The 21,797-nt window shown below is 54.0% G+C and carries 13 protein-coding genes and 1 pseudogene; 13 read left to right on the top strand and 1 reads right to left on the bottom strand.

What is annotated here, in order from left to right; all coding sequences use genetic code 11:
* Positions 1 to 14 precede the first annotated feature (14 nt).
* Positions 15 to 1,652 carry an extracellular solute-binding protein gene (locus DQG23_RS29430; protein ID WP_113034621.1) on the top strand — a complete coding sequence of 546 codons (1,638 nt, stop codon included), beginning with the start codon at positions 15 to 17 and terminating at the stop codon, positions 1,650 to 1,652.
* 82 nt (positions 1,653 to 1,734) lie between these two features.
* On the top strand, positions 1,735 to 2,820 hold the full coding sequence (locus DQG23_RS29425) for a sialidase family protein (RefSeq protein WP_113034620.1): 1,086 nt from the start codon (positions 1,735 to 1,737) through the stop codon (positions 2,818 to 2,820).
* Positions 2,821 to 3,199: 379 nt separating this feature from the next.
* Here the strand turns inward: DQG23_RS29425 and DQG23_RS29420 are convergent, their stop codons facing one another.
* The gene (locus DQG23_RS29420) at positions 3,200 to 4,093 is read right to left on the bottom strand and encodes an AraC family transcriptional regulator (protein WP_113034619.1); all 894 of its coding nucleotides are present in this window, start codon (positions 4,091 to 4,093) and stop codon (positions 3,200 to 3,202) included.
* A 187-nt stretch (positions 4,094 to 4,280) separates the two neighbouring features.
* Between DQG23_RS29420 and DQG23_RS29415 the strand changes: the two genes are divergently transcribed.
* From DQG23_RS29415 to DQG23_RS29370, 11 genes and pseudogenes are all read left to right on the top strand, one after another.
* Entirely contained in the window at positions 4,281 to 5,330 is a 1,050-nt protein-coding gene (locus tag DQG23_RS29415) for a glycoside hydrolase family 88/105 protein (RefSeq protein ID WP_113034618.1), read from the top strand.
* Position 5,331: 1 nt separating this feature from the next.
* Positions 5,332 to 6,132, top strand: a complete 801-nt coding sequence (locus DQG23_RS29410; protein WP_113034617.1) for a polysaccharide deacetylase family protein — start codon at positions 5,332 to 5,334, stop codon at positions 6,130 to 6,132.
* A gap of 189 nt (positions 6,133 to 6,321) precedes the next feature.
* Positions 6,322 to 6,480, top strand: coding sequence for a helix-turn-helix domain-containing protein (locus tag DQG23_RS29405; protein WP_113034616.1), 159 nt, complete (start codon positions 6,322 to 6,324; stop codon positions 6,478 to 6,480).
* A gap of 335 nt (positions 6,481 to 6,815) precedes the next feature.
* Complete coding sequence (locus DQG23_RS43130; protein WP_238178098.1) at positions 6,816 to 7,280, top strand: transposase; 465 nt, start codon at positions 6,816 to 6,818, stop codon at positions 7,278 to 7,280.
* 8 nt (positions 7,281 to 7,288) lie between these two features.
* Positions 7,289 to 7,978, top strand: coding sequence for an RNA-guided endonuclease InsQ/TnpB family protein (locus DQG23_RS43125; RefSeq protein ID WP_238178097.1), 690 nt, complete (start codon positions 7,289 to 7,291; stop codon positions 7,976 to 7,978).
* Positions 7,979 to 8,328: 350 nt separating this feature from the next.
* Entirely contained in the window at positions 8,329 to 10,635 is a 2,307-nt protein-coding gene (locus DQG23_RS29395; RefSeq protein ID WP_113034615.1) for a helix-turn-helix domain-containing protein, read from the top strand.
* 180 nt (positions 10,636 to 10,815) lie between these two features.
* Positions 10,816 to 11,808 carry an ABC transporter permease gene (locus DQG23_RS29390; protein ID WP_238178096.1) on the top strand — a complete coding sequence of 331 codons (993 nt, stop codon included), beginning with the start codon at positions 10,816 to 10,818 and terminating at the stop codon, positions 11,806 to 11,808.
* A 3-nt stretch (positions 11,809 to 11,811) separates the two neighbouring features.
* Positions 11,812 to 12,741, top strand: a complete 930-nt coding sequence (locus DQG23_RS29385; RefSeq protein WP_192894654.1) for a carbohydrate ABC transporter permease — start codon at positions 11,812 to 11,814, stop codon at positions 12,739 to 12,741.
* A 138-nt stretch (positions 12,742 to 12,879) separates the two neighbouring features.
* A complete protein-coding gene (locus tag DQG23_RS29380) occupies positions 12,880 to 14,481 on the top strand; it encodes an extracellular solute-binding protein (protein ID WP_238178095.1) in 1,602 nt (533 codons plus the stop codon).
* A 264-nt stretch (positions 14,482 to 14,745) separates the two neighbouring features.
* Positions 14,746 to 16,479, top strand: coding sequence for a hypothetical protein (locus DQG23_RS29375; protein ID WP_113034614.1), 1,734 nt, complete (start codon positions 14,746 to 14,748; stop codon positions 16,477 to 16,479).
* Positions 16,480 to 17,031: 552 nt separating this feature from the next.
* Positions 17,032 to 21,669 (top strand): annotated as a pseudogene (locus DQG23_RS29370) (CBM96 family carbohydrate-binding protein); the annotation flags it as partial.
* Positions 21,670 to 21,797: the final 128 nt, after the last annotated feature.

Genomic DNA, 21,797 nt, shown 5'->3' with positions numbered 1-21,797 from the left:
CAGGAGGTCGCTAGATGAATAGGAAAAATACGATGAAAATGGCATTGATCGGCAGCTGCATGCTTGCCGTCGGTATTGCCGGATGTGCGAAGGAGTCGCCGAACGAAGGCGTAAGCCCGACGACAAACGACAAGGATAAACCGAAACCCGAGATTACGATTTCCGCTTACGATGCCGGCGTTACGCCTCCCGAGGAAGGCACGATCGAGAAGAACCGCTGGGTGACTTGGATGTCCGAGAACGGCCCGGCCAACATTAAAGTCATCTCCGTCCCGAGAACGGAGTCGGTGCAAAAATTCAATACGTTATTTGCCTCGGGCTCGGCTCCCGATTTGATCCAGGAGTTCAGCGGGCCGTTCCGCAATCAATTGTATGACCAAAAGCTGATTCTTCCCGTCGATGAACTGATCGAGAAGCATAGCACAACATATAAAGAGCTGCTGAAACAATATCCGGCACTGCAAAAAGCCGCTACCATGCCCGACGGAAAAATGTACGGATTCGGCCGAATTAATGGCTTGCGGCCGCATAATGTTTTGATGCTGAGGGCCGATTGGCTGAAAAAGCTGAATCTGCAGGTTCCCCAGACAGCCGATGAGCTTATTCAGGTATTGAAAGCGTTTCGCGACAACGATCCGGACGGAAACGGAAAAAAGGACACGATCGCTTTCGATATGGGCTCCCGTTCGATTCAAGTGCTCGACAGCATGTTCGGGAACGTAGGCTGGGTCATCTCCGGAGATAAAATGGTTTGGGACTGGGACCGGGCAAAAGGAGCCGCCGCCTTCAAGAAGCAGCTGTATGATGAAGGTTTGATCGACAAAGATTATTTAACCAAAAAAGGCTCCGGGTACATGGGGTTGTACGCCCAGGAAATCATCGCCGGAAAAATCGGAGCGTGGGGCTCGAGCGTTCATCAATCCGATGTCGAAACGTTTAAAGCGTTGAAAAAAGCGGATCCCAATGCGGAGCTGCAGGTCATCGCGCTTCCCGAAACCGAATTCGGGAAGTTCAGCCCTATTTTGGCCAATCCGGTTCAAATTACCGGCATGATCAATGCGGATGCGAAAAATCCGGAAGCCGTCATGAAATACGTCGACTTTATGGCAGCGAAGGAAACGGGTCAAACGTTAAAATACGGCATCAAGGGCGAAGACTGGAACATCGGCGCGAATAACTGCCAGCAGTTCGTCGATAAGGCCAAAACCGATCCGAAAATCAAATACTCGGCAGCCTATACGATGCTCTTCTCCCCCATCGTGGAAGGTTCATGCGGTCAATTCCAGGCAACGTTGAATCCGAACGACCCGGTGGAAAAGCAATACTTGGAGCTTATGAAGCAGGCATACGACATTTACTTGGACGAGAAACGTCCGATGCCGGACTTTACGCACCCGGAGCATGTCCCGGCAATGCCGAGCGAGCTGCAAACTTCTTTTAACAATGCGACGAAAAACATCGGGGATATTTGGACCAAGTCGATCATTTCCGGAAACTCCAGTACGATCGACCAAGCGTTACAGGAAGCGAAAAGCGTCTGGGACAAAAATAACGGCAAAAACATTGAAGAATGGTTTGCCAAATGGTACCAGGATAATAAAACGAAGGCGTTCTTTACGAAAGACTTCTATGAATTCAAACTGAAATTTTAATGTAATCTTACTGCTCGAGGCAGGAGGGGGAGACTCGAAATCCATCCTGCCTGCCGATTGAGGGAAGCTGAGGAGAGAAATCATGTCGAACGCAAAAATCAAGCATGTTCTTGCAGCCGAAGCCGGTGCGGGAAACCCTCGCAACGATACCGCCGGCATCGTGGAGCTGAAAGACGGGCGCTTGCTTCTGGTTTGGCACAAATACGAGGACGGCGCCGAGGGCGGAAGCGATTTTGGCCTCTGCCGCATCTATGCGAAACGTTCGAAGGACGGCGGCGTCTCATGGGGGGACGAAGCGCTGCTCGTCGATGTACGGCCCGGCGATCATAACGTGCAAGCGCCCGGTATATCCCGGCTGCCTTCCGGCGATCTGCTGCTTCATTGTCTTCGCGGGCACGAGGGAGGCAGCAGTTCCACTATGTGTCTATTCCGTTCGTCCGACGAGGGAGAGACGTGGCGGGAAGCGGGCTGCGTTTGGGAACGAAGCGAAGGACAATGGCTTCAAGGCGGCGCCAATCATATGAACGTTTTGAGCGGCGGACGGCTGCTGTTACCCTATCACTTCGGAACGGGACATCAGGGAAGCCAGCATAATACGGTCGGCTGCTTTCTGAGCGACGACGAAGGGCATAGCTGGAGGCAGGCTGGCGGAACGGTCGATTTGCCGATGCGGGGCGCGATGGAAGCATCCGTAGCGGAGCTTGGCGACGGACGGCTCGTCATGTCGCTGCGGACTCAGCTGGGGGCGGTCTTTTTATCCTATTCGGATAATGTCGGCGAAACATGGTCACTTCCGCAAACCTCCGGTTTAAAGGCGCCTGAGTCGTGTACTTGTATCAGACGAATCCCGGGCACCAAAGACTTGGTATTGTTCTATAACGGCAGCGATTATGATCCCGGCAGACACCATTACGGGCTTCGCACCCCGCTTACGGCTGCTTTGTCACAAGACGGAGGCGGCACATGGCGCCGGGTAGGCGATATCGAAACGGGGCCGTATGAATTCATGAATGTAAACTGTATGATTACCCCGTCAGGAAAGGCGTTTCTTACCTATACGAAGGTCGAAGATCCGCAAATAACGGAAGACGACAAGACGCTGCCGTTCAAACGGACGGGAATGGATTTGGTTGTGGCTGTCATCGAACGGGAATGGTTTTATCCGTAAGGGTTTCCGAATCGTACGACGGGAGTAGCGGCATTCCAAACGGTCGGCGCGCCTTTTTCCGGAAATATCAAATTAAAGTAATGCTTGACACTAGCCGCTCTAAAGTCCAAAACTGGATTTAGGCGGCTAGGGCGTGTCTGAATACTCGCTCAGGGGCATCTTTCACCGCCTTTTCGCTCTATGCTGCATTCCGTTTGCTTGACGTACCCCCGGTACGCCTTCACAACCGCGCCTTGCCTGCCAGGATAAACGTTTCAGCCCTTCTTTGGGCGGTGGCGTTTACCGTAGCGGAATCAGCAAGGTAAAGCGTAGCTAACCTTGCTAATGGAGGAACAAAAATTCGGCAAAATCTGCTCCCGTCGGAGTTTTCAGACACGCCCTAATTTTTTCCAGTCCTCTTGCGGTAGGCGTTCGGCGTTCGGCCGGTTTCCGATTTGAAGGTGTGGAAGAAATGCGAAAGGTCGCCGAAGCCGGCGGCGGAAGCGATCTCGGTTACGGAGAGCGGCGTGTCCAGGAGCAGCCGTTTGGCCTGATTGATCCGGTAGATCGTCAAATAACGGTTCAAGGAATGACCGGTAGCTTGTTTAAAATGATCGTACATATGGGACCGGGAAACGTTGAACCGTTCATGCAAGCGGCTGACCTCGATCGATTCGGCATAGTGCGCGGCCAAATACTGCAAAATGCGCTCCGCCAAATGAAACGTTACATGATCCGTTTCGTCTGCGGCCGGGGGACTAAGCTGCTCCCGCGCAAGCGCAACGAACAATTCGGCAAGCAGATGGTGAATAGCCGCTTCGTAATAGAGCGGTTTGTCGGAGAGCTCCCGGGTTAGCCGAAGCAAAACATCTCGGATCGCCTCCGCCTTTACCGCCGGCAACAGCCAGCAGGAGGAAGGAAGCTGCGGCTCCGTAAACAGGGCACGCACGCAGTCGCCGATTCCGGGCGAGTTGTCGAAGGCGGAAAGCGCATACCGCTCGTCAATCGACAGCACGACACGGTGCAAGGGCTTCGTCCCGATGACGCGAGCCAAGTGAAGGACGTGCGGCTTCATGATCGCGAAGGCGCCCGGCTGCAAGGAGTAGACGCGGTCTTCGACCAAGAGCTTGCCGTCGCCCTCCAGGCAGAAATACAGCTCGTAGCCCCGGTGGGCATGCATTTCGCTTTGGCCGATCATACCGTTTCGAAAATGGCAATGGACGGGAAAATCGTCCAAAAAACGATTCGTTACGGCGTCCAACTGATAGCGGGAGGAAATGCCGCGTGAGCTCATGGTATGCTGCCTCCTTCCAAACGGAATGACGATCGGTAACGTTATTTTATCACAACGGGTTCGTTAACCGGCATCATATTCCGGAAAAATCCCCATAAACGCCGAACAAACGGCCAAGTCGCCAGGACTCTTATCCGTTACATTATAAGGAGTATGGCAGGAAAGAAACTTGGAGGGGATTGGGCATATGAACGGAAATAACGAACTCGCGGCAGCTGCGGAACGCGTTTATCGCCGGATGGTAGACGGATCCGCAACCGACTGGGGCATGAATATGGATAGCTGGGACTGGGTGCCGGGCGTCGGAGTCGTCTCGATTCTCGCTTATGCCGAGCTGGTGGGAAAACAAGAAGCGATCGGTTATTTGCAGGAATGGGTGGAACGCAATAAGCATTTGAGCGAGCAGGCGAAAGTTATCAATTCCATGGCGCCGTACGCGATATTTCCGGAGCTTTACCGGCGTACGGGGGATGGCTGGTATTTGGAGAAGGCGCTGCAGATCGGCGATTGGATGCTGACGGAAGCGCCGCGCACGAGGGAAGGCGCCTTCGAGCATACGGTTACGGAAAATGCCAGCTTCCCCGAGCAAGTATGGGCGGACACCTTGTTTATGGCCGTGCTGTTTATGGCCCGCCTGGCGAAGCTGACCGGCGAAAGCAAATATGCGAAGGAAGCGGAGTTCCAGCTGCTTGTCCATCTGCGTTTGCTTCAGGATCCGGAAACCGGGGTGTTGTTCCACGGCTGGAATTGTGCGGAGCGGAATCATATGTCCGCGGCCCGCTGGACGCGAGCCAATGCATGGGTCGTGCTGGCCTGTCCTTGGATTGCCGGGGAAATCGCTTCTCTGCTTCCGGCTTCAGACGAAATCGCAGATCGTTACCGGAAGCTGGCGGAGGGACTGCTGCGTGATCAGGGCGCCGAAGGCATGTGGGCTACGGTGATGGATCAGCCGGGATTTTATCCGGAAACGTCCGGAAGCGCGGGGATTGCCGCAGGATGGCTGGCCGGGATCAAGCTCGGCTGGCTGGATGATACCTATAAGGAAGCGATAGATCGGGCGCTGAAGGGCGTAATGGCGCAAATCGGTTCGGACGGGACGGTTCAAGGCGTATCCGGAGGGACGCCGGTTATGCCGAGCGTTGCGGCCTACGATGAGATTCCGTGCTACCCGACGTTATACGGGCAAGGGCTGACGCTTATTTTGCTGTCGCTCGCGCTCTCAAATCGAGGAGGATAACATGACGAACGTGCTGCTGACGTTTCCCGAAGGGAAGCATAAAGTGCTGACCGCAAGCTATGATGACGGAAGGACGGCCGATAGAAGGCTTGTCCGGATTTTTAACGAGCATGGCATAAAAGGAACTTTCCATCTCAACTCGGGCTTGGCCGGGGGGAACGATCGTTTAACGCTGGAAGAAGCGGCGGAGCTTTACCGGGGGCATGAAATCGCGGCACATACGGTTAAACATCCGACTATAGCCAGATGCGCAAGGGAGCAGCTCGTCTCGGAGATTTCGGAAGACCGCAAGGCGCTGGAGCGCATCGCGAATTATCCCGTCAGAGGTTTTTCTTACCCCAACGGCTCCTTCAACCGGGAGATCAAAGAGATCCTTCCGTATCTAGGCATCGAATACGCCAGAACGGTCAATAGCCACGGCGACTTCCGCATGCCGGACGATTTGATGGAGTGGAACCCGACATGCCATCATAATAGGAATCTGCTGGAGCTGACGGAGACGTTCAAGCAGCTGAAGACAAGGCAGCACCTCTATATGCTGTATGTATGGGGACACAGCTACGAGTTCGATAACGACAATAGCTGGGAGCTTATCGAGAGATTTTGCGAGTCGGCCGGCGGGCGAGAAGATATTTGGTACGCGACGAACATGGAAATCGTGGAATATTTGAAAGGCTTTAAGCGCCTTCAGTTTTCGGCTGCGATGGATTTCGTTTACAATCCTTCTTATGCTTCGATCTGGCTCGAAGCCGGCGGGGCCATCATAGAAGCCAAGGGCGGCGGTATGACGAGTCTGGTTTAACTTAAGAGCCGAGACATACTCACGTAGTGAGCGTGTAGGTGGGGGATGAATCTGTGCATTTCGATTTGTTTTTCTTGCAAAAACAGGAACGTGCATTCCCTTTTTTGTGGTATAATCTGCTTATGGGGGTGAGTGCTTGAATAAGGCTTATCGTTTCCGCATCTATCCTACATCCGAGAGCAAGAGACGATGATTCGTCAAACAGTTGGCTGCGTCCGGTTTCTCTACAATCAGATGTTGGCGGAATGCAAGACCAAGTCCGAATGGGATCAAACGGATGTTGAACGACCGAAGCGGCAAAAGTCACCGGCAGCGTTCAAGACGGAATCCCCTATCTTTGCGAAGTAGACAGCCTTGCCTTATGCATTGCGGAGTTGAATCTGAAGCCGGCCTTACGGCATTTTTTCCAGGATAAGCGTATCGGGTACCGGAAGTTCAAGAGCCGAAAAAATCCGGTGCAGAGCTACACGACCAATTCTGCGGACTATCCCGATGTACCCGCGCAAAATGGAGATTCGATTGAGAACGAACAGCGGGTGCTCTCCCAAAGAAGAGAGGGTGGCTCCAACGGGTACAAACAAAAGCTTCGGGTCACAAAAGTACTTCCTGATCACGGTGGGCGGCGCGCCTTTGGAAGTGTTGAAACCATACATCGAAAATCAAGGGAAGGAGGAGGATAGAGCTTGATCCGATGTATCAAAACTGCGTTTCAAGCTTCAAAAGTCGATCTGGATCGGCTGTTTGCATGCAACCGGATTTCGGCGGAAATTTGGAACCAGTGTCTGATCGTCGCCAAAAACTATTCTCTGCAGCACAATGGGAAATGGATCGGAAAGACGGCACTTCAAGCGGCATTGAAGAAACAATTCCCTTTGCACTCCCAGTCCGTACAGGCGGTTTGCCACAAATATCTGTTTGCCAGAGATAGTGCCAAACAAGCGAAAAACCAAGGGATGAATCCCAAATACCCCTACAAAAACAAGAAGCACTTCAACACCAAATGGGTAGACCAATCGTTCAAAATAGAGGGTAATGAGATAACCTTGAGTCTAGGGATCCAGAACGGCAAGCGGCAGCAGCCGATTACGATCCTCGTTCCCCGTATGCCGCGATCAAAGAAATTGAACTGGTATTTAACCGAAAACTGATGGTGTCCATGAGTTATGACGACGGGAAAGCGGCTGCGGTTAACGAGGGCCGCGAAGTTGCAGGCGTGGATCTGGGCGAAATCCATTCGATTGCGGCAACGACGACCGCAAACCAGTCGATCGTGATTACGGGAAGGAAAGCAAGAAGCATCCATCGGCTCCGGAACAAGAAACTGGCCGAGCTCCAGAAGCTGATGAGCAAATGCAAGAAGGGCAGCCGGCAATGGAAGAAATACAAACGAGCGAAAACATACATCCTCGGCAAAAGCGAGCGTCAATTGCAGGATGTGATCCACAAAACGACAAAGCAATTCGTGCAGTGGTGCGTGGAAAGCGATGTCAAAGAAGTGGTGATCGGCGAAGTGGAAGGCGTGCAGCGCCATACGAAAAAGACGAAGCGAAAGATCGTGAGTCAAAAGCTGTCTAACTGGAGTTTCGGAAAAATCCGGAAGCAGCTGGCCTATAAGCTTGAAGAACACGGAACAAGCATCAAAGCGATTGACGAGAGCTATACGAGTCAACAATGTCCTTATTGCGGCAGAAGGAAGAAGTCTTCTGCAAGAATCTACAGCTGTTCCTGCGGCTATCGGGAACATCGGGATGTACACGGGAGCAAAGGCATATTGTCTAAGTATCTGCATGGAGAAATCCGGTATTTGGGCAAAACGCAAACGATCAAGTATCTACGTATCGCGTAGTCGAGCGAGAAGTAGTAGAAGGTGAGTACCCACCCACTTGCAAAAGTGTTGCTTACGGAACCATGCCGTTAGATTTCCGCGTAAAGCGAAAGCAAGTAGCCAACCTATTTGCTTGCAGAGGATAACGGTATGGCTGGTAAGAAACCCCTACTTCTAAGCGAAGCGTAAGTAGGGGAGGTTCATCGCGCGTTTCCCTTCTTGTCTGCCAATTCTGTCCCCAAAAGATGGAGTTTGCCGACAAGAGGGGATTTTTTGGTATAGCCTCATTTTGCAAATATTAGTATTTTCATGCCTCCATAGAATGATATAGTGAAATTCTCGATACGATCAGCGTTAGCAGGGGGGATTCCATGCGGTTTAGCATTTCCGGAAAGGTCATGGTCATTTACGGATCGATCTTCATCGCCATCATTTTTCTAACCTTCGGTTTGTCTTATTTCGGAACGGTAGGCCGTCTGGAGCAGGATTTGAAAAACACCCACATCGCGCTCCTCAAGCAGATCGACGATAAAATGGAAATCGTGTTCCGCACGACGGAGAGAGATTTGCTCAACCTGTCGCAGGAGCTGGAGTACGTCTACTTCATGTATGACAGCTATGACGACCCCTCGCAAAAATACGCGAATTTCTTCGGGTTATCGAACAAAATCAAAACGATTGTGCACGCCAACGAGCAATTTTCTTCCGTCTTCGTTTATTCGCATGTGAGCGGCGACGTCATGACCGATAAAACGTTCCTCCAGCGGAATGAATCGCAGGAAAATTGGCTTGCGGACTATATCGACATGGACGGATACTCCAAATGGATTACGACCCACAAGGTTTGGGACGGGGCCAACGAACAGGATGCCGTCACGCTTATCCGCCCTTATCCGCTGATCAGCAGCCCCGGTTACCGGAAGGGGCTTGTCGCCGTCAACATTGGAGAAGACGTACTGTACAGCATGATTAATGACGTTTACGAGGGCGGCCGGCAAAGCGGGCATACATTTATCATCGACGATAAAGGGAGCATCGTCACGCATGACGACAAATCCCAATTATATAAAAGCCTGAACGACGTTCCCTACATCAAACGGATATTGGGCTCCGAAGGAAGCGGGCACTTTACGGCAAAAACGGATGGGGCCAAGCTGTCCGTCTTTTATACGACGTCCGACTATACGGGCTGGCGGATCGTCAGCGTCATCCCGCAAACCCAGCTGTACCAGCCGCTGGAATCGGTGCGCAACCTGATGCTCGCGATTGCCGGCGTTATGGTCGTGCTGGCGCTGTCCGTTTTGTTCTACGTCAATCGGCGAACCTTCAAGCCGCTCGACAGGCTGGCAGGCAAAATGTCGGGCGCGTTCCGGCCGGCACAGCCGGGACAGGCCGGCGGTCTCGGCTATTTGGAGACGGTGTTCGATCAAATGTTTACGGACCGCGAGCTGCTGGAGAAGCATGTCCGCGATTCGAAGCCCGTACTCAAGTGGCGGATCGTCATGGATATGCTGACGGGCTACCGGACGGATTATGCGGCGGTAAGCAGGCAGCTGGAATTTACCGGCGTCCGTTTTTACCCGGAAATGTTCGTCGTTTGCACGGCGGAGTTCGCCAGGGAGGACGGCATCAGTCCCAAGGACGAGACGCTTTACGCTTATGCGTTGTGCAATGTAGCGGAGGAAGTGATCAATATGGAGAACGCGGGCGTCGCCGTCGATTTGGGCTCGGGCTCCGCAGCGATCATTTTCAGCTTTGCGGAGGGCGATGAGGAGCAAAACCATCTTCGCGCGCTTGCGATTCTTGAGCATATTTTGGACATTATGAAGCGTCAGTTCGGTTTGCTGGTTACGGCAGGCGTCGGCAGATGCTACAGAGACATGAAGGACATCCCCAAATCGTACGACGAATCGCAGCGGGCGCTCGAGTACCGGATGGTGATCGGCAGCCATTCCGTCATTTCCGTAGAAGATTTGATCGGCACCGACAATCAGGACTACTACCGCATCATCAAGATGACGGACCGGATCGTGGACGCTTTGCGGCAGACGGAGCACGGCAAGCTGAACGACTATGTGTCGCTTTTATTCCAGGAGGCGGTCGGAGGCGGCTTGCCGCCCGAATTGATCCGGCAGCTATCCTACGAGCTGGTCATGAAATCGCTGCAGGCGGTTGCGGCTACGGGCATCGATACGGAGGAAACGCTTGCGGGCATGGGCAACCTCCACGAAAAAATAAACCGCTGCAACAACTGGCAGGAGGCCGAACGGATCGTGCTGGACGTACTCGGGCAAATGGCGAAGAAGGTCGAGGACAAGCGCATGCAGCGGGGCAGCAACAAAGCGATCGAGAAAATGCTCGCCTATATCGAAGAGCATTATGCGGAGAGCGATTTTTCGCTCGACCGGCTAGCCGACAACTTCGAGCTGAGCCCGACTTATATCAGCAAGCTTTTCAAAGAGCACACGGAGAAAAACTTCATCGACTACCTGATCGAAATCCGCATCAATGCCTCCAAAGAGCTGCTCGCCGACAAGAACCGGAAGATCAACGACATCGCGGAAGGGGTCGGCTATACGAATACGCGAAGCTTCCTGAGGGCGTTCAAGAAGTATACGGGCATGACGCCAACCGAATACCGGGATTGGGTGCTCGCCTCAAAAGCCGCGCCGGAGTAGGCGCTTCGGCCTTTTATAACAAATAAGTTCACCTACCATAAGAAATGTAACCTGCCGTTTTGCAAGAAAAGACACCTAGCATATAACGCGTCTCTTTCGTACTGCCTCCTCCTTTCCATACAATCAAAATCGTACCGCACGACAAGCTTGGCATGGCGGGCTACGGAAGGGTGAGGCGTTATGAAGGGAAGAATCCCGGCTACGGAAGCGATGGGTCAGACGGAATGGCGGACCGGGACGCAAACGGCAGGACCACGAACAGCCAGGCGGAAGGCCTGGAGAAGAATGGCGCGGGATAAACATTTATACTTGATGCTTTTGCCCGTCGTTTGTTTTTATTTTCTATTCAAATACGTTCCGGTCGCCGGAGAAATCATTGCATTTAAAAACTATAGGTTTGCAGACGGCGTTTTCGGCAGCGAGTGGGTTGGCCTTAAGCATTTTCGGATGATTTTCGCCAGCCCGGATTTTTGGAGAATTTTAAGAAATACATTGGTTCTGAACGTGTACAGTCTCGTCTTCGGGTTTCCCGTGCCGATCGTTCTGGCGCTTCTTTTAAATGAGGTACGCAGAAACTGGTACAAGCGCATCGTGCAAAATATGCTGTACATCCCGCATTTCATGTCCTGGGCGGTGCTCGGCAGCATCGTCGTCGCGGCGCTGTCGCCTAGTACGGGAGTCGTCAATCTGGTCCTGAAAAAGCTGACGGGCGGAGAAGCCGTATACTTCATGGCCGATTCGTTCTGGTGGCCGATCGCTTATACGATTTCGGGTATTTGGCGGGAAGCGGGCTGGGGCACGATCTTGTACCTCGCCGCTATGGCCTCGATCGATCCGCAGCTTTACGAAGCGGCGAAAATTGACGGCGCCGGCAAGCTGCGGCAAATTTGGCACATCACGCTGCCCGGCATCCGGGGGACGATCGCGATCCTTCTCATTCTGAGAATGGGGCAAATGATGGACGTGGGACTCGAGCAGACGCTCGTCCTTCAGAACAATTCCGTTCTGGATGTAGCCGACGTCATCAGCACGTACGTTTATCGGGTAGGGCTGCAAAACATGAGCTACAGCTATACGACGGCGATTGGCTTGTTCCAGTCGGTGATCGGCTTGATTCTCGTCCTTGGCGTCAACCGGCTCATCCGAGTATCCGGGGAACGGGGGCTGTGGTAGGCGATGAATAAGACGAATCGAAATTCCCATACGATACTGCCGAATGCCGGCAAGAAGACCGGGCGTTCACGAGAAAAAGCTTCGCACCGGATCGTGTCGGCAAGCGCTTACATTATTCTTGCCTTCATGTCGCTGCTGACGTTGTTTCCTTTCTGGTACGAGATTTCGGCATCGCTGAGCAGCACAAGGGCGATTACGTCGGGCGAGGTTTTCTTATGGCCCGTCGAATTCAATACCGTCGCCTACGAGCGGCTATTCGACGACGGGCAGCTGTTCAAGGCGATGACCAACACCGTCCTCGTTACGGTCGTCGGGACGCTGCTGAATATGGTCATGACGATTTTGGCGGCGTATCCTTTGTCCAGAAGAAGACTGTACGGCCGAAGCGGGCTGCTCGTGTTCATCACGATTACGATGCTGTTCGTCGCCGGCATGATTCCGAACTTTATTTTGATGAAGACGCTCGGACTGATGAACTCCTATTGGGCGGTCTGGCTGCCCGGATTGATCAGCACGTATAACATGTTTGTTATGAAAACATTCATGGAAGGGCTGCCCGAAGAGATCGAAGAGTCCGCGTCGATCGACGGGGCGGGCGATTGGCGGATTTTGCTGCAAATTTACATGCCTTTATGCAAGCCGATATTGGCCGCGCTGTCTTTATTTTACGCCGTCGGCTGGTGGAACAGCTACTTCAACGTCATGCTCTATATTACCCAATCGAGCAAGCTGACTCTAATGGTAAAGCTGTATCAGATGGTCAGCAAGGTGGATGACAACCTGCTTAACAATGCGGAGGAGCAAATCCTTTTGACTCCGGAGGGTATCAAAGCGGCTGCCGTCGTCATTGCAGTCACGCCGATCCTCTGCGTCTATCCGTTTCTCCAGAAATATTTCGTCAAAGGCGTACTGATCGGCTCCGTCAAGGGCTGAAAGCCGGATATCACAGGGCTTCGGCTCTTGATATAGAGAAGTTCGGGAATGAGGAGCGGGGCGGCAGAAGACAAGAGCAGACAGCATGGCGGCAATTCTTCCCGGCATGAACCAACAATCGATTAAGGGGATGAAACGATGAACAAAATGAAACACGCAGGAAAAGCGGTGCTCGCCGCCACGATGGCGATGACGATGCTTGCCGCATGCGGAGACGGCGGTTCTTCCAAGGAGCAGCCAAGCGGCTCCCCCGGCGCTTCCTCCGGAGCGGCAAGCCCAAGCGCAAGCGCCGGGCCGAAGAAGGAGATCAGCGTCTCGATGTTCGACCGCGGCACGGTAGCGACGGATGAAGGGACCTATGAGAGCAACCGGTGGACGAAATGGATTAACGAGAAGGCGCCGGTCAACGTCAAATGGGTTCCCGTTACCCGTAACCAGGCGCAGCCGAAGCTAAACGCCCTTATCGCATCCGGCGAGGCGCCGGATCTGATCTGGGAATATGACCGGAATTACATCAGTCAGTTGGCCAATCAGGGCGCGATTCAACCGATCGGCGATTATATCGAGAAATACAGTACGACGTACAAAGCGTATCTGGAGAAGCATCCCGAGCTGAAGCCCTACTTGAACTTTAACGGTCAAGTGTACGCAATCTCGTTTGCACGCGAAACGGTCGCGAACCACGGCATGTGGATTCGCCAGGACTGGCTGGATAAGCTGGGCCTTAAGGCGCCGACTACGGTGGAGGAATTAATAGAGGTTGCCCGCAAATTCAAGGACGCGGATCCGGACGGCAACGGCAAGCCGGATACCGTGCCGATCGCGTTAAGCAACGCTTCCAGCAGCATTTACCGCTCCCTGTTTTTCACTAGCGAAAACCAATGGTACGTGGAGGACGGCAAGCTGAAATTTGGCAGAACGCTCGATAGGTACGCGGATTCTCTGGCATTCCAGAAGCAGCTCTTTGACGAAGGACTCATCGATAAGGAATATATTACGGATACGAATTTCCAGCGGTCCACACAGCTGTTGACGACCGGCAAGGCGGGCATTTATTTAGGTAACTGGGATATAGAGGCGCAATACCGCGAACTGGTCAAGAACGATCCGAAAGCGCAAATGGTGCCGCTGGAATCGGTCAGCTCCAAGTACGGCAAAAGCGGTTTGTACCAGGAAGCGCCGCCTAGCATCTTTACCGCCTTCAACAGCAAGATGAAGGAAGAGCAGATCAAGTCTGCGATCCAGTTTATCGACTGGATGCTGAAGGACGGCTGGGTAACGCTCAAATACGGCGAGGAGAATGTTCACTTTAAGATGGTTGACGGCGTCAGACAAAAGACTGATCAGGAAAAGATCAAAAAGGAGCTCGCGTACGCTTTGGAATACCCGATCGTCATGGATTCGGTTCTAAAACCGGAGCAGTTCCCTGCGATGGCGGCCAAGGACGAGATTTCCCAAACCTACGCCAAACTAAGAGGGACATCCTTGGAGCTGGCGCTCAAAAACAAATACCGCAGAGATATTCCGTTCAGCCCGGATTTCCCAGAGCTGACTCAACTGATCGCAACCTTCAACCCGATTGCTCAGCAGATCGAAGCGAAGGTGATTACGGGAGGCAAGTCGATGTCGCCCGAGGAGGGAATGAACGAGCTGCGGAAGGAATGGAAGCGGCTCGGCGGGGACAATGTGGAGAAGCTGGCGCAGGAATGGTATGACAAAAATAAAAGCAACTTGAAATAACCGAGTATACATTCAGAACCGTTTAGGGCTTGTCTGAATACTCCGAAGGGAACAGATTTTGCCGAATTTTCGTTCTAGGCAAGGCGCGTTTGTGAAGGCGTACCGGGGGGTACGTCAAGCAAACGGAACGCAGCATAGGGCGAAAAGGCGGTGAAAGATGACCCTGAGTGAGTATTCAGACACGCCCTGGGGAGGGGCTTGTTCCGGTGCCTGACCGGGCCCGGAGGAAGCCCCTCCGGCGGTTTCGACAAACGAGGTGCGATGATGACATCCAGCATGACATACAAAAGCGTATTAGAAGCGGAAGCCAAGTGGTTTTCCCATTTCAAGGAAGCGCTCGCAGAGAAGCATCGGAACTACAATGAGGAAATCGGCATGTTCCGCAGGCCGTTTTCGAGTCCGGGATACCATACGACGATTAAGGAAGCTGACTTCGTTCACTCCACCAAAGAATCGCTTGACTACGCGCTGGCCGTTCTGGACAGCGGCGAAGAGCGGTATCGGGAGCGGGCGCTTGCCATTCTGCGGAATATGGTTTCGCTCCAGGACGGGGATCCAGCCTCCCCGACCTTCGGCATCTGGTCGTGGTTCTGGGAGGAGCCGCTCGAGAAGATGTCGCCGCCGGACTGGAATTGGGCCGATTTTATCGGTAAGCGCTTGCTGCTGATCTTGATCAGGCATGGGGATGGGCTTTCGGATGAGCTGGCGCAGTCGACCCGGCAAGCCGTTCGCAACAGCTGCGAGGCGATCATCAGGCGGAATGTCGGCCCGGATTACACGAATATCGCGATCATGGGCGCATTCGTGACGATCATTGCCGGGGAGGTGCTGGAGGAGCGGGCCTATGCGGAGTACGGCTTGGCGAGATTGAAGCGGCTGTACGACTATTCGATGCAAACGGGAGCGTTTCTGGAATATAACAGCCCGGTCTACAGCACAGTCGCCATTCAGGAACTGTCAGCGCTCGCGACTTATACGAGGTCGGAGGAGGTGAAGCGCTTAACGAACGAGCTGCTGGATACGACCTGGCAAATGATTGCCGAGCACTTCCATCCTTCGCTTAAGCAGTGGTCCGGCCCGCACGCCAGATCGTATCATACGTTTCTTGCACCTGAGCATCTGTCCTTCCTGCATATGGCTTGCGGAGGCGAAGTGCCGATCGTAAGCGAGGAAGAGTTTACATACGATCCCGAATGGTACGGCCAAGGTGTAGCCTGCCCGTCCCGGCTGTTCGGGCTGTTTACAAGCATCGGCGAACGGGAGCTGCAGCAGGAGCTTCCTCCGTATCCCGAATTTCGGACACGGACGTCCTATACTTACATGACAGCGGATTATTCGATCGGATCGTTCAACCACAATGTCATGTGGAACCAGTGCCGGAATTTGCTGGCTTATGTCCGCACGGGTGAAGGCGAGCGAGGTTATGTGCGTCTGCGGGTACTGCATGACGGCTACGATTTCTGCTCGGCGGTTTTTAAAGGCGGGCAGAAGAAAGCAGCCGTACTGTACGGAATCCAGTTCGCCCTGGACGGAGGAGATACGCACGTCAATTTGGATCCGATCCATGGCCGCATGAAAGCCTCCGATTTACGGATCCGGATCGAGATCGGCTGCTCAGGCTCTGCGCCGGAGTGGAAGCGGCTGGACGAGGATTCGTTCCAAGCGGTGCTCGGGCGGAAGACGTTGTCGGTGCAAGGCTTGTACGGAGCGATGGACGGCTTCGGTCCGTTCCGCTGGGAGACGGCTTCGGACGGTTCGGACGCTTGGCTCGACTTCGTGCTGTACGAAGGGGAAGCGAAGGAAATAGACTTTCACGCTTTGGAGGAAGCCTTGTTTGTCTTCGCTTTATCGCTTTCGGAGCAAGGCGCGAAGCTGCCGGAAGCTTCGCTCGGCCTGCAGGAGCATGCGGTGCAAGCGAAGCTGACGACGCCGGAGGAGCCGCTCCAGCTGACGCTTGTGAGAAAACCGGCCAATCGCGCCGTTCTGCTTCACGATTGACGGTGCTTAGAGCCGCCGTCAGGCTGGAGACTTGGGAAAGCTTGTCGGTGTGAGCGGACTAGTAATTTGATCGTGCAAGGGATAGTGATTCCCATAATGAGGAAAAGATTACTATTCATGAGGCAAACTTCACTATTTCAAATAGAAAATCCTTGTTTTCTTGAGGTAATGAGGCAAACGCAACTAGTAGTGAGCCAAACGAAATGAATAGTTGCGTTTGTCTAACTAGAGGGCGGGAACGAGCATTTTACCTTTGGAATAGTGAGGGCAGCCTGAAAACAATGAGGTTTCCTACACGAAGTGCACCGTTCGTTGCATAACCATTGCGACTTCCGTGTTTGCATGCAGCGATGAAATACGCCCGACCACCGAGAGTGTGTTACGTATTTGTTGGAAGCTGATTTTCTTCCATAGAGCAGCTTCGACCCCATATGTAAACGCTTACAACAAATCGTTGACCAATACATGTAAAAAGGAGGATCCAAGTTGAGTCTACATGCAATTTTTCATCGGTATGCCGGAAGGAGAATCGCAGGTCTGCTTTGTTTGGTCATGGCTTTCACAAGCCTATTCGGAGGCGTTTCGCATCGCGCCGTCGCAGCGTCCGCCGGAGAGCTCGCCGGGCCGTCCGCCGAAACGCAGACGCCGGTAACAGTCCGCGTATATGCGTCCGACGATGCGTTCGTCAGAGGAGGCTCCAATGCCAACACGAAGTTTGGAGCCACGACGCCGGCCGCGCTTCAGGTTAAAAACTATTCCGGTACGAATGCGGTCGATAAGCGGGAAGCGTTTATCAAATTCGACCTAAGCGGTGTTCCGGGAGTCATTACCGGAGCAAGCCTTAATCTGTATGGTGCCGTAACCGACGGCGCGCAGCCGGGAGGCAAGCCGGTAAACCTTGCGGTTTACGGGGTAGCGGACGATGCATGGACGGGAACGGAGATCACATGGAATGCAAGTCCCGTCAAAGGAAACGCGGTTGCAGGTCCGATCACGATGCTGAACAACAAGCCGGCTGACTGGTATGCCGCGGACGTAACGGCATACGTCGCCTCCGGACAATTGGCGGATCAGACGGCGAGCATTGCGCTGGTTGACTCAAGCTTGGCCAATTGCTTCGTTAGTTTCCACAGCATGGAAGCAAGCAACAAGCCTTACTTGACCATCACGTATACACCTGCAGGCGCGGCGGACACGGAGCCGCCGGTTTGGCCGGAGGGGGCGCAGCTATCGGGCGTTCTATCAGGCCCGACTTCCGTGAGGCTGGATTGGTCCCCTGCCCAAGATGTTTCGGGCATATTCTCGTACCGGATCTATGCGAATGGCGTACAGCTTGGCAGCGTCCCGGGGACGGTCAACAGTTATGAAGCGGCTTCTCTAATTCCCGGCGAAACCTACGATTTTCGGGTCGAAGCCGCAGATCCCGCTTTCCGTTGGTCGACCGACGGTCCGGGCATCCAGGTAACTGTTCCCGTTACGGAGCAAAAGCTGTTCCCGACGGATGATACCTACGTCAATGCCGGCACCAAAGCGGATATGAATTACGGCAGCGACGCGTCGCTGCTGGTCAAGAAAAACGCTGTGGATTTGACGCGGGAGAGCTTGCTTAAATTCGATCTTGGCTCCGCGATTGAGGATATCGGCTCGGCTGTATTGTACGTCTATGCGGTAACGAATGACGGAGGCGGGACGACGGTGACGAATGAGCTGTTCAGCGCGTCGCCCGAACAATGGACCGAAGCCGCTGCAACCTGGAATACGAAACCGGAGGCCCGCGACTTTTTGCAATCGTTTACGGCGGACCGGACGCCAAAATGGTTTGCGCTCGACGCAACCGCCTATGTCAAGGGGCAGGCTGCAGCCGGTAAAGCTGCAAGCTTCCTGATCAGCCAGAACGTACAGAACGGCATTAACGTGATCATAAACAGCAAAGAAAATGCCGCCAACAAGCCGTATCTGCAAATTTCCAAATCCAGAACGAATCCGGATGCTCCTGCATGGGGCAGCTCTTCCAGCGTTACGGTTATGCATGAAGGAGAAGACGAAATCGGCGTTAACTGGACGCCCGCAGCCGGGGCGGAAACGTATAACGTGTACGCGAATGGCGTACTTGCGGGTACGGTGAGCGGCAGCACAACCGCTTATACGGTAACCGGGCTGGCCGTAGGCAAGCCGTATACGATTAAGCTGGAGGCCGGAAAAGCCGGCAAATGGAGTACTGACGGTCCGTTCGCCACTGCGGGCACCCGGGAGACGAAGTTCGCTCCGTCCCAGCTCGGCAACGTTTACTTAAGCAGCGAGGAGTTGAGCATGAAGCTCCTGACGGGCAGAACCTCCGTCTCCTGGACGATCAAGGATGTGTGGGGCTCGCAGGTGGCTTCCGGCGTCGCAGCCCCCCTTAACGGAGAAGCGCTGATCGCGTTTCCGGCATCGCTGCGCGGCTATTTTACGCTGGAGGCTGCGGCCGAAGCGGCGAACCGCGACCCGATCACGCTGGAAACGACCTTCACCGTCTTGACGCCGTATGACGTCAGTCAAATCGCCGATTCTCCGTTCGGCGTCAATACGCATCTGACTTGGGCTCCCAAAGGGTGGATTCCGGACTTGACGGACCTCATCGCCAAAGCCGGGATCAAAAATGTGAGAGAAGCGTCCGAATGGAACTCCGTGGAGAAACAAAAGGGCGTTTATACGGTTCCGGCATCTCCCGTAGCGGCGGAGTATTTCAACGATTTTCGCGAAAAAGCGCTCGATCAGCTCTGGGTGCTAGCCTATACCAATCCGTTCTACGATGCGAACAGCACGCCCTATACGGATGAAGGCAGAGAAGGCTTTGCCAATCATGCGAAGGCCGTTCTGGACGCTTATAACGGAGCGGATCCGGCCTCGCCAGAATACACCCGGTTTTTGAAGCAAGTGGAAGTGTATAACGAATTCAATATCGGCTTCGGCGACCGCGGTACGGGACCGGCGGATTCGAAGCCGGAATACTATTACCCGCTTTTGAAAAAAACGTACGAAACCGTTAAAGCCTCGCATCCGGATACGATCGTTTCCGGCATGTCGACGGCGGGCGTTCCTTTATCCTGGCTGGAATCCGTCATGAAGCTGGGCGGCGTGAACTATATGGATACGATCGCCATTCATCCGTATGTGTACCCGAAGGATCCCGAAATGATTGTGAAATCGTTCAAGGACGTAAACGATCTTGTCAAAAAGTACAATGGCGGACAAACGAAGCCGATCTGGCTTACGGAAATCGGCTGGCCGACGCATAATACGCTTTCGGGCGTAAGCGAGAAGAAGTCGGCTGACAATTTGGTTCGCAGCTACGTCCTTTCTCTGGCGAACGGCGTCGAGAAAATTTACTGGTACGACTTCATGAACGATGGAACGAACCCTGCGCATAACGAGGATAACTTCGGCCTTATTCGCAATAAAGCCGACCGGCTCGGCGCTTATACGCCGAAGCCCGCCTTCACGGCTTATGCCGTGATGATCCGGCAATTGTCGGAAGCCGATTTCGACGCCGACCTTTCTGCGACAGGTTCTTATTATCACTATTTGTTTAAGAAAGGCAGCGAGGAGGTTCGCGTCGCCTGGGCGGTAGAGCCCACGCCTGTCGTCATTCGCGCGCAAGCCCCGATCCGCATCGTCGATTTGATGGGCAACGAGACCGTTTACACCCCCATACAAGGCAAGGTGTATATGACCTTGAACGGCGAAGCGGTTTACATTCACGGCCCGATTGAAGGGATCGATGAGGATTTAACCTTCGTGTTGACCGGCGAGGCGTCGCTTGTCAATGAGGACGGCAAGCTGAAGCTGACTGTCGCTAATGCGGCGGACAGTTCCTTGTCCGGTACGCTCGAATTAAACGGAGAGATCTATCCGTTCGAGGCGGCGGCGGGAACGGGACAGACGCTTGCGATCCGCGTTCCCGGTTTGGATCGGGAGGGCGTCGTATCGGTGCGCGGAAAGCTCGTTTCCGCAGCCGGACATCCGATCGGCATGGTGTATGCGGACATTCCGTTCCAAAAACCTTTTGCGGTCAACGTGAAGCCATTCCTTTCGTCCGTACCCGGCGAAGCGCCTTCGGTACAAGTGATCGTCGAGAATCATGCGGTCGAAACGCCAATTGTATTGAGCGGAATCGATTGGTCCGTCGGCGAATTAAGCGGCACGGCCGCGTCGAGAACGATTGCTCCTTCCACCGTTTTAACGGAGTCCATCCCGCTGCCGGGCTTTGCGGAAGGAAAGTCCTACCCGCTGGATATCACCGTCGTATTGGAAGGTTACGATCCCGTTCATGTCGTCAGCTCCATCGACTTTAACCGTGTGGTTTATAGAGGGGGCACCGCCGATCCGGTTGCCATCGATCTCAGCTCCGGGACGAACCGGATCAAGGCGGACGCCTACATGGGGCCGGATGATATAAGCGGAAGCTTCGAGCTGTCCTGGGACGAGACGAACTTTTATTTGGATGCGGATATCGTAGACGACGCCTTCCAATATCCTTTTGTCGGCCAGGAGATTTACAAGAATGACAGCATCCAATTCGGTATGGCTGGAGGGATTCCCGGGACCGTTACCTACAATTATGAAATCGGCGTTTCGCTTACGGCGCAGGGGCCGCAGATTTACTTTTACAACGCGCCGCAGGGCATTCCGCTCGGCATTCACGACAACGGCGACATCGATCTCGATGTAATCCGGGACGAAGAACGGAAGGTAACGAAGTACCGGTTAAAAATGCCCTGGAGAGAGCTCGAGCCGATGAAGCCGGCAGCAGGAAACGTCATCAGCTTCTCGATGCTCGTCAACGAGAACGATGCCGGAAGCCGCGACGGCTATATCGAGTGGGGGAGCGGAATCGGCAGCGCCAAGGATCCGACGCAATACCGGGCCATCGTATTGATGGACGCCGGGGGCAGAGCCGACATTACGCCGCCGGCGACTGTCGCGGCACTGGAAGGAACGCAGCGGAACGGATGGTACGTGACGGGCGTTCAGGCAAGCTTGAGCGCGACGGATGACGAATCCGGCGTCGCATCCACTTCGTACAGCTTGGACGGCGGGACGACTTGGCTGCCTTACGAGGCGCCTCTGACGTTCGAGCAGGACGGGAGCTACAGTATCGCATATCGCTCGACCGATCAGGCAGGCAATATGGAAACGGTGCAGACGACCGCGTTCCGCATAGACCGGACGGCGCCGACTGCCTCGATTTCTTACAGCATAACCGCGCAAACGAATCAAGCCGTCGTCGCGACGATTACGCCTAGCGAGCCGGTGACGATTACGAACAACGGGGGAGC

The organism is Paenibacillus contaminans (assembly GCF_003285015.1).
GTDB classification, from domain to species: Bacteria; Bacillota; Bacilli; order Paenibacillales; family NBRC-103111; genus Paenibacillus_V; species Paenibacillus_V contaminans.
The sequence above is the reverse complement of the archived record's forward strand: the minus strand, read 5'-3'. Positions and strand labels throughout refer to the sequence as shown.